The following is a 12,541-nucleotide window of genomic DNA, read 5'->3' on the forward strand; positions in this document are numbered from 1 at the left end:
GGCTATGGCTACTCCTCACCCCCTCACGACGACGGCCAGCGGCGCCGACGTCCGCGTCCGCTTCTGCCCCTCGCCGACCGGTCTGCCGCACGTCGGCATGGTCCGCACCGCCCTGTTCAACTGGGCCTACGCCCGACACAACGGCGGGAAGATGGTGTTCCGCATCGAGGACACCGATGCCGCGCGCGACAGCGAGGAGAGCTTCCGGCAGCTCGTCGACGCGCTCACCTGGCTGAAGATCGACTGGGACGAGGGTGTCGAGGTCGGCGGCCCGCACGCGCCGTACCGGCAGTCGGAACGGCACGACATCTACCGCGGCGTCATCGACAAGCTGCTCGCGACCGGCGCGCTCTACGAGAGCTACTCGACCGCCGAGGAGATCGACGCCCGCAACGAGGCAGCGGGTCGTGCCAAGCAGCTCGGGTACGACAACTACGACCGGAACCTGACCGACGAGCAGAAGGCCGCGTTCCGCGCCGAGGGTCGTCAGCCTGCGCTGCGCCTGCGCGTGCCGGACGAGGACGTCACATACGTCGATCTCATCCGCGGCGAGGTGACCTTCCCCGCAGGGTCGTTCCCGGACTTCGTCGTGGTCCGCCCCAACGGCATCCCGCTGTACACCTTCGTGAACCCGGTCGACGACGCGCTCATGGGCATCACCCACGTGCTGCGTGGCGAGGACCTCATGCCCTCGACGGCCCGTCAGCTCGCCCTGTACGCCGCGCTCATCGACGCCGGAGTGACGACGTTCGTGCCTCGCTTCGCCCACATGCCTCTCGTGCTGGGGGAGACCGGCACGAAGAAGCTCTCGAAGCGCGACCCCCAGGCCGATCTGTTCCTGCACCGCGAGCGCGGGTTCATCCATGAGGGGCTGCTGAACTACCTGGCTCTGCTCGGGTGGTCGATCGGCCCCGACCGCGACGTCTTCTCGCTCGAGGAGTTCATCGAGGCGTTCGACATCATGAACGTCAACCCGAACCCGGCGCGCTTCGACCAGAAGAAGGCCGAGTCGATCAACGGCGACCACATCCGGATGCTGGGGGAGAAGGACTTCGCCGAGCGGACGATCCCGTACCTCGCCGCCGCCGGCCTCTTCGACGAGCCGACCCACGAGCAGCTGGTCCTCGCCTTCCGCGCGGCGCCGCTCGTTCAGGAGCGCGTGCAGCTGCTGGGCGATGTGCCGGGGATGCTGGGCTTCCTGTTCGTCGACGAGGTGTCGTATGACGCCGACGCGCTGAAGGGCCTCCCGGCCAACGCCTCGGAGGTGCTGCAGGCCTGCGTCGCCGCTCTCGAGCCCGTCGAGGAGTTCACCCCGGAGAAGATCCAGGATGCTCTCGCGACGGCCCTCGTCGAGAACCTCGAGCTGAAGCCGCGGGTCGCCTACGGCCCGCCGCGCGTCGCGATCACCGGTCGGCGTGTGTCGCCGCCGCTGTTCGAGTCGATGGAGCTCATCGGCAAGGACGAATCGCTCCGCCGCCTCCGCAGTCTGGCGGACTTCCTGGCGCAGTGACGGCGCGCCCGGGCGGGCGATCGGAGCCGAGCGTTTTGGCATTCCGGTCGCCGCTCGGGTAGGCTTGACTCTCGGTGCGAGGCTCCGGTTTCGCCCTTGGGGTATGGTGTAATTGGCAACACGGCTGATTCTGGTTCAGTTGTTCTTGGTTCGAGTCCAGGTACCCCAGCAGAACGAAAACCCCCGCTCAGGCGGGGGTTTCGTCGTTTTCGGTAGTGGGATTTCGCGCGGCTACTCGCACTCCCCGAGGAAGCCGAGGTAGCAGACGGCCTCGTGGGTCTCGGCGGGCCGGTAGTCGTCGTTCGACACCTGCCGAGTGTCGATCTCAGGCGTCCGCGTCAGATTCCCGTATGTCCCGAGGGTCGCGACATAGGCGCCCTCACTGTCCTGCGCCCGCATCTGGCTGATCGCGTTGCTGTAGTCCGCGCAGATCGCGGTCGCGGTCTCCGTCAGCTCCACCCCCGCGCAGTTCGCGTCGTAGCTGGCCTGCAGCAGGTTCGTGCAGTCGGTCCAGTCCTGGTTGACGTAGCAGGGGTTCACGGTGTCCATCGACACGTCGTACCGACCCGTCTCGTACTCCTCGCTGTGGAACGTCTCCGGCTGCTCCGGCACGTCGACCTTGGTCCAGTGCCGCGCCGTCGCGAAGGCCGTGACCACCACGATGGCGATGATCAGGAGCAGGGCGCCGAGGATCGACAGCGTCACCCAGAGGCCGACGTTGCGCTTCTTCGCCGGGGCGCCGTCCGACGGCATCCCGGCATACTGCGCGGACTCGAAAGAAGGGGACGCCTCGTACGGGTCCGTCGGCGCGCCCGGGTACGGGGAGGTGGGTGCGCCGGGGTACGCAGACGCTGGTGCCCCGGAATGCGGGGGTGCGGGAGAGTAGGGCGGCGGCGCAGCGTCGAAGGCGGGAGCGCCGGCCGGCTCGGCCGGGGCGGGCTCCGGCGCGGGTGCCGGGGGACTCGGCTGGGCGGCGCTCGGCTGGGTGGAGAGCCAGTACGTGTACCAGCTCTGAGAGGATGCCGGATCGTCGGCGACCAGCTGCGCGTCGACGTCGCTGAGCTGCAGACCGAGTGGTCCGCGCATGTCCGCTCGCTTGAGGGCCGCACGGAACTGCTCGAGTGACATCGTCATACATACGAGGATGGCAGACGGTCGTCGTCGTCGACAATCGCGGCACCGCGGGTGTGGCCGCGCGCGGACGCGCGGTCACCTAGCAGATGGTCCGCATCCGACGCCACGCCCTTCCCGCGCACCAGGCTCTCAGGCATCGTCGACACCGTGCCGAGACGACCGATCAGGGGAGGATGCGCATGGCGCTGAGGCGAGTGGTCCCGGGCGAGGAGCCGGGAATCCGTCGCGTTCGTTCCGGATCGGGGTTCCGCTACCTCGACGCCGGTGATCAACCGGTCGTCGATGCCGATCGCGAGCGCATCCAGGACCTCGTGATCCCGCCGCGGTGGACCGACGTCTGGATCGCGGCCGATCCGCTCGCGCACATCCAGGCCGTCGGCACCGACGACGCGGGTCGGCGCCAGTACCTCTACCACCCGCTGTGGCGTGCCGGGCGAGACCAGCGCAAGTTCGCCAGAGCACTCCGGCTTGCGGCTGCCCTGCCGTCGGCTCGCCGACGGGTGACCCGGGCGATCGGCCAACCGGGGCTGTCGAAGGAACGCGCTCTCGCGGTCGCGTTCCGTCTGCTCGACGACGGAGCTCTGCGCATCGGCTCGGAGCGCTACCTCGTCAAGCACGGGAGCCGGGGTCTGAGCACCCTCCGCCGACGGGACGTGCGGATCGACGGGAGCACCGTCGCCCTCGAGTTCCCCGCCAAGAGCAAGCAGCTCGCGTCGATCGAGATCACGGACGGGCCGCTCGCCGAGGCGCTGTCGGAGTTCGCGGTCGGCTCTCCGCGAGCGACGCTGCTCGCGTATCGCAAGGGTCGCCGACGCGTTCGGCTGACGTCGGGGGAGATCAACGACTACCTGAGGGAGGTCGCGGGTACGGCCTTCACGGCCAAGGACTTCCGAACACTTCACGGCACGATCCTCGCGGCCGACGCTCTCGCGCGGATCGGCCCGCTCGAGGGCAAGAACGAGCGCCGCAAGGCGGAGCGGCTCGCCGTGCAGGCCACGGCATCCGCCCTGGGCAACACGATCGCCGTCGCCCGCAACAGCTACATCGATCCCCGGGTGTTCCGCCTGTACGCGCGCGGTCGCACGCTGGATCTGTCGGTGTCGCCCGAGACCGCGATCCGGCGACTGCTCGGCAAGTGATCTCGGTCGGCCGCCCGCGCCCGGTCGGCCGGGGCGGCACCTCGCGAGGTCGGATGACAGGATGGAACCATGGACACAGCCAATCTCACCCGCGAGGAGACCGCCGCGCGATCCGCTGCGATCACCGTGCGCGGCATCCGCGTCGAGCTCGATTTGACGGGCGCGCCCGAGCGGGCGCGCGCGGGTTTCGCGACGACGACGACCCTCGATTTCTCCTCGACGAGTGAGACGACCTGGCTGGACTTCATCGGGCTCTCCGTGGATCGCGTCGTCGTCAACGGGGAGGAGCGCGACGTCGACTACGACGGTGCCCGCATCCAGCTTCGCGATCTCGCCGCCGACAACGTGGTGCGCGTCGAGGGCACTGGCGCGTACAGCCGCTCCGGCGAGGGGCTGCACCGGTTCCACGACCCCGCCGACGGACTCACCTACCTGTACACGCAGTACGAGCCGGCCGACTCCCGTCGCGTGATGGCATGCTTCGAGCAGCCCGACCTCAAGGCGTCGTACACGTTCGTCGTCGATGCGCCGGCCGGGTGGCAGGTGCTGTCGAACCAGTCGGCGTCCTCCGTCGACGTGGGCGTCGGAGTGCAGCGCGTGGAGTTCGCCCCCACGCTTCCGATCTCGAGCTACATCACCTCGGTCGCTGCCGGCCCGTACACGAAGGTCGATGGCGTCTGGCAGCGCGACGACCAGAGCGTCGACCTCGGCGTGTTCGTCCGCCAATCGCTCGCGCAGTACCTCGAATCCGACGAGATCCTCGAGATCACGCGACAGGGTCTGGACTTCTTCACGGATGCCTTCGCCTTCCCGTACCCGTGGGGCAAGTACGACCAGATCTTCGTTCCCGAGTACAACCTCGGCGCCATGGAGAACCCCGGGCTCGTGACCTTCACGGAGTCGTACCTGTCGCGCGGAGCGGCGACCGACGCCCAGCGTGCCGCCAGAGCGAACACGATCCTGCACGAGATGGCGCACATGTGGTTCGGCGACCTCGTGACCATGAAGTGGTGGGACGACCTCTGGCTCAAGGAGTCGTTCGCCGACTACATGGGCGCTCACGCCTCGGCGGTGGCGACCCGGTTCCATGACGCCTGGGTCACCTTCGCCTCTCGGCGCAAGGCCTGGGCATATCAGCAGGACCAGCTGCCCACCACGCATCCGATCGTCGCCGACATCACCGACCTCGAGGCGGCGAAGCTCAACTTCGACGGCATCACCTACGCCAAGGGCGCCGCGGTGCTCAAGCAGCTCGTCGCCTTCGTCGGCGATGACGCGTTCTTCGAGGGCGCCCGCCGGTACTTCGCGGCCAACGCCTACGGCAACACCACCCTCGACGACTTCCTCGTGCAGCTGAGCGCCGTCTCCGGCCGCGACATGACGGAGTGGTCCCGCGCGTGGCTGCAGACCACCGGCCTCTCTACGCTCTGGCTCGAGCGCACGGCCGATGCCACGGTGCTCGTCCAGCAGGATCCGCGGCCGCACCGCCTGCGGATCGGCCTCTACGATCGCGTCGACGATCGCATCGTGCGGCGGGACCAGATCTCCCTCGACGTCTCCGATGAGCGCACCGAGATCGAGCTCGCCGAGGCCGACCTCGTCCTCGTGAACGACGACGATCTCACCTACGCGAAGGTGCGCCTCGACGAGCGCTCGCTCGCCACGGTCGAGGAGTCCCTGTCGACGATCGAGGACCCGCTCGCTCGTGCGCTCGTGTGGTCGTCGCTGTGGAACGCCACGCGCGACGGCGAGCTGGCCGCCTCGCGATACACGGCGATCGTCCGTGCCCATGCTCCGGCGGAGTCGAACATCGGACTCCTCGTCGGCGTGCTCGCCAACGCGGCCTTCGCCATCCGCCATTTCGTCGCCGGCGACCGCCGAGTCGATGAGCAGCGGCTCTGGGTGGAGGCGACGTGGCGCGCCCTTCAGGACGCCGACGCCGGGAGCGATGCGCAGCTCTCCTGGGCGCGGGCCCTTGCCGCGGCATCCGCCTTCGACGACGCTCGGCATCTCGAGGTAAGGGCGCTCCTCGACGGCGAAGTCCCCGAGGGTCTCTCTGTCGATCCGGACCTGCGCTGGCAGCTGCTCACAGGTCTCGTCACGACGGGGCATGCGGACGTCGCCGATATCGATCGCGAGGCAGAGTCCGATGACACCGGCAGCGGCCACACGGCGGCCCGTCGCGCACGAGCATCCCGCCCGGAGGCGTCGGTGCGTGCCGACGCCTGGCGGACGGCGTGGGACGACGAATCGCTGAGCAACGATCACCTGGACGCCGAGATCGCCGGGTTCCGTGCTGGCGGCCGACGCGACCTCATCGCCGGCTTCGACGACGAGTACTTCGCCCGAATCGCCGGCGTCTGGCGCACCAGGAGCATCGAGCTGGCACAGCGCCTCGTCGTCGGGATGTTCCCGGCGGCGGACTCGCTGGGGCCCGTGGACGCGTGGCTCGAGGAGAACCCCGACGCCCCTGCGGCGCTGCGACGGATCGTCGTGGAGCAGCGAGATCACCTCGCGCGCGATCTCCGCGTGCGCGCTGCTCAGTAGGCGCTCAGGAGGACGTGAGTTCCCCCGCCGCGCGCTCGCCCAGAGCGCGCAGCGCGGGGCGGTCGTCGCTCTCGGTGAGGAACACCGCCGCCAGGTAGGCCGCCCAGGCGCGAGCGCGCACCCACGTGTCGTCGTCGTATCGCCCCGCCGTGGCTTCCCTGAACGCAGATCGGCCCGCATGGTCGAAGAGGAGCCAGCCCGCCGCGAGGTCGTAGGCGGGGTCGCCGGACGTGACGTCGCCGAAGTCGATGAGCGCTGCCAGCGAACCGTTCATGATGAGGATGTTGCCCGGGTGCAGGTCGCCGTGGATCCACACTTTCTCGGACGCGGAAGACGCCGTGAGACCGGCATCCCATGCGGACTGCATCGGCTGCGCGTCACCGAGTCGCACGAGTCGCGCCCGCATCGCCTCGTCTCGCTCAGCGAGAGCAACGCCGCGCACCGGATTCCCCGGCGCATCGGCAGGCGCAGGCCGGTGCAGGGCGCCGAGAGCCGCGGCCAACATCGGCGCCCACGGGGCGTTGGCCTGCATGCTCAGCCCGAGGGCCGGCGTGCCGTCGATCCAGGGCACCACCGACCACGGCCAGGGGAACGCCTCGGTCGGGGCGCCGACGATCAGCGGAACCGGCGTGCGGATGCCGAGCACGGCCAGACGCGGGCCCAGCACCGGGAGCGCCCGCTGCTCGTGCCGGATCAGCGAAGAAGCGAGCGCCCGCCGCGGCAGACGCACGGCGAGCTCGTCGCCGAGTCGCCAGATCGCGTTGTCCCAGCCCTCCGCGACCTTGCGCAGCGGAAGACCCGCGAGCCGTGCCGAGTCCTCCTGGCCGCGCAGAAGCGCGCGGATCTCGTCTTCGTCGAGTGCGAGTTCGGCGGCGGGGGAGTCCGCCACCGTCAGAGATCGAGCGAGTCGTTGGGCTCGAGCGCGAAGAACTCGCCGCCGTTCTGCTCGGTCGCCCACTGCAGGCGCTGACGGTGCATCGTCTTGCCGGCGACCGACAGCGTCATGTCGTGCGTGCCGAAGGCGCGGCGCGGCTTGACGGCGAGCACGTAGTCCATCGCCTCGCCGATCTTCAGCCACGGTGCGCCGAGCGGGGCCGCGAGCGTGCCCACCTCCACGCCCTCCGGGACGGCATACGAGTCGCCGGGGTAGTAGAACTCACCGTCGACGAGCACGCCCACGTTCTCGGGCACGGGCAGAGACGAGTGGATGACCTCGTGCGTCCCTCCGAAGAATCGCAGCTCGAACGATCCCGCTGTCACGGTGTCACCCGGTGCGACGACCGTGATGTCGTATCCCTCGGCCGCCTTCGCGACACCGGCAGGCCCGAAGATCGGCGTGCCGGGAGCGGCGCGCAGAATCCGGTCGAGGTGTTCGGGCGTCCAATGATCGGGGTGCTCGTGCGTGAGGACGACCGCCACGAGGCCGCTGAGGTCGTCGAGCGGGCTGGTGAAGGAGCCAGGATCGATCAGCAGGACGTCGGCGCCCTTGTCGATGCGGAGAGCGGCATGTTCGAATTTCGTGACGCGCATGAGCCGAGTCAACTCCGTTGCGATCGGTCTCGCAAACGGCTTGACAGCACGCCACGCCCGGGATCCCGCTCTCTCCGGCCTCGATTTGGCGCAGTGAGAATCGCCGTGGCATACTTGAACGGTTGTTGCGGGACGGAAACGCTCCGCAAGACGGCCCCATCGTATAGCGGCCTAGTACGCCGCCCTCTCACGGCGGTAACGCGGGTTCGAATCCCGCTGGGGTCACACAACACGCGAAAGCCCTCGGTTCTCCGAGGGCTTTCGTCGTCTCCGCAGGCGGAGCCGTTGCCGAGCGCCGGCACCCTCCGGGGGAATCAGGTGTTCGGCCGGCCGGCCGGCCGCGTCGATCCCGTGAGCCACAGAGCGACGACCGTGCAGGCCAGCGAGAGCGCCGCGAGCGGGAAGTCCAGGCCGTACGTCGTGATCGCGATGATCGGGGCGATGAACACCACGACGGCGAGCACGCAGATGCGCATTCCGGGGAACCGCGGGAGGCCGGGGCGCGGCGCCGCCTCGAACCGTACGAGCCACAGCGATGCCGCCCACACGACCGCGAGGACGAGCAGCAGGAAGAGCGGACGCGTCCACCACCAGACCGCACCGCCCGGTGCGGGCATCGGCACAGGTAGCAGCAGCTCGATGCCGATCAGCATCATGATGATCGGCAGGTGCCAGAGGTAGATGGTCATCAGGCGCGAGCCGATGACGAACACCGCACCCTGCGCGGCCCTGGTCTCCATCAGTGCCGTGAGGGGCCTGTGCAGCAGGGTGAGACCTGCCGCCTGGATCGCGGCGAGAACGGCCATCGGCGTGGTCGGCGGCCACTGGTTGCCGAGCATGCTCCACGAGTACCCGTCGAGCGAGACGAGGCCCCAGAGCGCCAGATACCCGCCGATCATGACGAACACCAGCTGCCACCACGACCGTCGCGAGAACCAGCCGTCGAAGAGGAAGAAGCCGACCTGTTGCGCGAACAGCCAGACGAACACGATGTTCGGCACCCCGAAGAGCTCCTGCCCGGCGCCGTACCCCTCGGGAGGAACGGGGTGGATGCCGAGCAGACCGCCGACCACGATGTAGCGGAACCCGTCGACGAGCAGAGCGAGGCCGAGCAGCACGAGCAGCACGCGCGCGCCGTGCTTCTCGTGCAGACGCATCATCGTCGGTGCGGCCGCCTGCACGATCAGATACGCGGCGAGGAACCACAGGGGAGAGCCCACTCCGACCGCGACGACGTCCACGAGCGCTGGATCGATGCCGAGCAGGCGGACGGCACCCAGCGCGACCGTGAAGAAGACGAACAGCGGTACGGCAGGACGAGCGAGGCGCGCCAGGCGGACGCGCACGAACGAGTCGGCGCTCTCCCCGCGGCGCTGCGCGGAGCGCCATCCGGCGCGGGCCGCATAACCGCCGACGACGAAGAAGAGCGGCATGATGTTGGCCACCCAGGTCGCGGCGCTGAACCAGGGCTGCGCCTCGACGGTCCGCTCGATCAGGAGCGAGCCGTCCGGTGCCCGGCCGACTCCCGTGAAGAGGATGTGCACGAACACGACGAGCACGACGCAGGCGACGCGGGCGAGGTCGAGGGTGAGGTCACGTCCGACCGGAATCGCGCGGGCGGTCGTGTCGGTGGCGGCACTGCTCATGCCGACGACTCTAGCGGCGTGCGTCGTCACGACCCCGTTCACCGTCATCGATGCATCGACGGTCAGCGAAGGAGGGCCGCCCCGCACGGACGGCCCTCCTCTCTCCTTGCGCCGTGCGCGTGTCAGTCCTCAGTCGGCGCAGGCGCGGCATCCGCTCGCGCGAGGCGACGCCGGCGACGAGTGCGACGGACGAACCACACCACCAGCACGATCACCGCGGCGACCGCGAGCCACGGGAGGAGGAATCCGACAGCGATCACCAGCGCATTGAGCGAGACCACGAGGCCGTTCCATCCGGCGAGGACGCCGTCGCCGAAACCGGCGGGGTCGGCGGTGGTCGGTGCGTTCGCCTTCGTGAGCTGCACCTGCACGCTCGACATCGCGACCTGGTCGTCGAGAGCGGCGAGCTGCTGCTCGTACGACTCGAGCTGTGCCTGGCGGTCGGTGAGGGCCACCTCGGCCTCGATGAGCTCCGAGACGCTGCCCGACTGCGCCATGAGCTCTGTGAGCCGCTGCACCGACGCCCTCGTGGCGTCGACGCGGGCTCGCAGATCAATCGCGGTCGAGGTGACATCCTGCTTCGAGATCGACGACGAGACGACCTCACCGGAGTCGCCGAGCTCGTCGATCACCGCGGTCAGGTCGGCGGACGGAACACGGATGCTGATCCAGCCGTACCCGGAAGCCGGCGGCGCGGGCATCGACGTGTCGTCGACCGAGGAACTCCTGCCGACCTCGGTGCTCTCGACGTGACCGCCCCGTGACTCCGCGAGCGCACTGATCTCGTCGGCCGCCTTCGCGATGTCCTTCACCTCGAGCGTGACGTATCCGGTCGCGATGATCTCGCGGTCGGCTCCGTCGACCGCGCCCGGAGCGTTCGCGGAAGCGTCTGCCCCCGGCGCGGCTTCCGAGAGACCCTGCGGAGCACTGCGATCGGGTGAGATGGCGCTCGAGTCCTGCGCTGTGCCGCCCGTGAGCATCTCACCGCTCTCCGCCGTGCTCGTCGCGCTCCCGCCGACGCTGTCGAGGATGGGCGGCGTCACAAGCACTCCGACGACGAAGGCGGCGGCGATGCCGGCGCCGGTCAGCCAGCGGCGGCGGCGCGCACCCGACCGGTCGGCGACCGGCGCGGGGCGAGGCCGTTCCTCGGCGATCTCGGCGAAGACCGCGCGCTCGATGCGGGCGACGGCGTCGTCCGAGAGCTCAGGCAGGTCAGGGGTCTTGTCGTTCATGCGTCGCTCGCTTCCTTGACGGCACCCCGCAGGTGGGTGCGCACTCGCGAGAGACGATTCCGAACGACCGCGTGGCTCACTCCGAGATGTTCGGCAGCGGCCTGGTAGGCGTATCCCTCGGCCGCGCAGAGCCGGAAGATCTCCCGGTCGAGTTCGCCGAGCGTTCCGACCTCCTCGGCGATCCGGTCGGCCAGGGCCGCCGTGATCACCTGCTCCTCGACGCTCACCGTCGCGGGCAGCGTCTCGTCGACGGCGTCCGCGGTGTGGGCCTGGTCGCGGCGACGCTGGCGCAGGCGGTTGGCCGCCTGGAACCGGCAGATCGTCGCGAGCCACGGCAGGACGGAATCTCCCTGCAGCTCGAGTCCTGGCAGCTTGCGCCACGCGGTCACGAAGGTCTCCTGCGTCACATCCTCGGCATCGGGCGCCGAGCCGAGGATGCCGTGGGCGATCCAGTAGACCGGTCGCACGTACGAGCGGTACAGCTCGCGGAAGGCGCGTTCGTCGCCCGCTGCGGCCTGCGCCACCCATCTCTGATCACTCGTGTGCACGGCATCCTGCTTCCGTTCGGTGTCTCTCACCCGGAAAGTGTCGGCGAACGCCTCATCGTCTCAGAATCAGCCGACGGGTGTTCCATCACGAGCCGGGGTCTAGCATGGACTACTGCGAGAGGGAGTATCCCGGACCCGCGCGTAACGTCATCACGAGCATCGGCGAAGCTGCTCCGGGCGCGCGACGCACCAGTGTGCGGGGGAGAGACTTTCGGTTCTTTCCCTGCCTTCCGAAAGGTCCCCGCGACTGTGGACATCCCCCTCTGGTTCGAGATCACCTCGATGGTGGCGCTGAGCCTCATCCTCATCGGCGATCTGCTGCTCATCCGGCTGCGCCCGCACATCCCGTCCACGAAGGAGTCGACCCTCTGGGTGGCCTTCTACGTCGGACTCGCTCTGCTCTTCGCCGTGATCCTCGGCAATGTCGCCGGATGGCGCAACGCCGGCGACTTCATCACGGGCTGGGCGCTGGAGTACAGCCTCTCGGTCGACAACCTCTTCGTCTTCGTGCTGATCATGGCGCAGTTCGCGGTCCCGAGGCGGCTCCAGCAGCAGGTTCTCATGGTCGGCATCATCATCGCGCTCGTGCTGCGTGGCGCCTTCATCCTCGTGGGTGTCACGATCATCGAGCACTTCTCGCCGATCTTCTACATCTTCGGCGCCTTCCTCATCTACACCGCGATCAAGCAGGCGATGCCCGAGGGCGAGCACGACGACGACGTGAAGCGGGAGAACTTCATCGTGCGGCTGCTGCGTCGCCGCATCGACATCAGCGAGACGTACGACGGCTCGAAGATCCGCACCACCGTGGACGGGAAGCGGATGTGGACGCCGATGGTCATCGTGTTCATCACGATCGGCGTCACCGACCTCATCTTCGCGATCGACTCGATCCCCGCGATCTTCGAGATCACCACCAACGGCTTCCTCGTGTTCGCGGCGAACATCTTCGCGCTCATGGGTCTCCGTCAGCTCTACTTCCTGCTCGGCGATCTGCTCGACCGCCTGCGGTACCTGCACTACGGCATCGCGGTCATCCTCGGCTTCATCGGCGTCAAGCTCATCCTGCATGCCCTGCACGAGAACGAGCTGCCGTTCATCAACGGCGGCGAGCACGTCGAATGGGTGCCCGACATCGACAACCTCGTGTCCCTCGGCGTGATCGTCGTATCGATGGCCGTGGCGACGATCGCGAGCCTCATCGCCTCCTCACGGGAGAAGCGCGCGGTGACCCGGAGCGCATCGGTGGAGTGAG

Annotated in this window: 10 protein-coding genes and 2 tRNA genes; 6 read left to right on the top strand and 6 right to left on the bottom strand. The window is 68.8% G+C overall.

Going from position 1 to position 12,541, the window contains the following annotated elements; translation table 11 throughout:
* Positions 1-4 precede the first annotated feature (4 nt).
* Together gltX and AUC47_RS14650 are read left to right on the top strand one after the other, a co-directional pair.
* Positions 5-1,510 carry a glutamate--tRNA ligase gene (gltX, locus tag AUC47_RS14645; RefSeq protein ID WP_096715926.1) on the top strand — a complete coding sequence of 502 codons (1,506 nt, stop codon included), beginning with the start codon at positions 5-7 and terminating at the stop codon, positions 1,508-1,510.
* Positions 1,511-1,607: 97 nt separating this feature from the next.
* A tRNA-Gln gene (locus AUC47_RS14650) sits at positions 1,608-1,679 on the top strand.
* Positions 1,680-1,741: 62 nt separating this feature from the next.
* On the opposite strand, the gene AUC47_RS16825 is transcribed toward AUC47_RS14650, so the two are convergent.
* Positions 1,742-2,644, bottom strand: coding sequence for a hypothetical protein (locus AUC47_RS16825; RefSeq protein WP_096715927.1), 903 nt, complete (start codon positions 2,642-2,644; stop codon positions 1,742-1,744).
* A gap of 179 nt (positions 2,645-2,823) precedes the next feature.
* On the opposite strand from AUC47_RS16825, the gene AUC47_RS14660 reads away from it, so the two are divergent.
* Complete coding sequence (locus AUC47_RS14660) at positions 2,824-3,783, top strand: DNA topoisomerase IB (protein ID WP_096715928.1); 960 nt, start codon at positions 2,824-2,826, stop codon at positions 3,781-3,783.
* A gap of 69 nt (positions 3,784-3,852) precedes the next feature.
* Positions 3,853-6,330 (top strand): aminopeptidase N, encoded by a 2,478-nt coding sequence (gene pepN, locus AUC47_RS14665; RefSeq protein WP_096715929.1) that lies wholly within the window; start codon positions 3,853-3,855, stop codon positions 6,328-6,330.
* Between the two features lie 4 nt (positions 6,331-6,334).
* On the opposite strand, the gene AUC47_RS14670 is transcribed toward pepN, so the two are convergent.
* Positions 6,335-7,219 (bottom strand): aminoglycoside phosphotransferase family protein, encoded by an 885-nt coding sequence (locus AUC47_RS14670; protein WP_096715930.1) that lies wholly within the window; start codon positions 7,217-7,219, stop codon positions 6,335-6,337.
* 2 nt (positions 7,220-7,221) lie between these two features.
* Positions 7,222-7,860: an MBL fold metallo-hydrolase gene (locus AUC47_RS14675; protein ID WP_096715931.1), complete on the bottom strand. Its 639-nt coding sequence runs from the start codon at positions 7,858-7,860 to the stop codon at positions 7,222-7,224.
* Between the two features lie 152 nt (positions 7,861-8,012).
* On the opposite strand from AUC47_RS14675, the gene AUC47_RS14680 reads away from it, so the two are divergent.
* A tRNA-Glu gene (locus AUC47_RS14680) sits at positions 8,013-8,085 on the top strand.
* Positions 8,086-8,174: 89 nt separating this feature from the next.
* On the opposite strand, the gene AUC47_RS14685 is transcribed toward AUC47_RS14680, so the two are convergent.
* The 3 genes from AUC47_RS14685 to AUC47_RS14695 all read right to left on the bottom strand — a co-directional run bounded on the left by AUC47_RS14685 (position 8,175) and on the right by AUC47_RS14695 (position 11,316).
* Complete coding sequence (locus tag AUC47_RS14685) at positions 8,175-9,506, bottom strand: acyltransferase family protein (RefSeq protein ID WP_179297641.1); 1,332 nt, start codon at positions 9,504-9,506, stop codon at positions 8,175-8,177.
* A gap of 122 nt (positions 9,507-9,628) precedes the next feature.
* Positions 9,629-10,738, bottom strand: a complete 1,110-nt coding sequence (locus AUC47_RS14690; RefSeq protein WP_096715933.1) for a DUF4349 domain-containing protein — start codon at positions 10,736-10,738, stop codon at positions 9,629-9,631.
* Positions 10,735-11,316, bottom strand: a complete 582-nt coding sequence (locus tag AUC47_RS14695) for an RNA polymerase sigma factor (protein WP_256999602.1) — start codon at positions 11,314-11,316, stop codon at positions 10,735-10,737. The genes AUC47_RS14690 and AUC47_RS14695 overlap by 4 nt, the downstream gene beginning before the upstream one ends.
* A 219-nt stretch (positions 11,317-11,535) precedes the next feature.
* Here AUC47_RS14695 and AUC47_RS14700 point away from each other — a divergent pair, with 219 nt between their 5' ends.
* Positions 11,536-12,540: a TerC/Alx family metal homeostasis membrane protein gene (locus tag AUC47_RS14700; RefSeq protein WP_096715934.1), complete on the top strand. Its 1,005-nt coding sequence runs from the start codon at positions 11,536-11,538 to the stop codon at positions 12,538-12,540.
* The last annotated feature ends 1 nt before the right edge of the window (position 12,541 follow it).

The organism is Microbacterium sp. SZ1 (genome assembly GCF_002362255.1).
GTDB lineage: Bacteria > Actinomycetota > Actinomycetes > Actinomycetales > Microbacteriaceae > Microbacterium.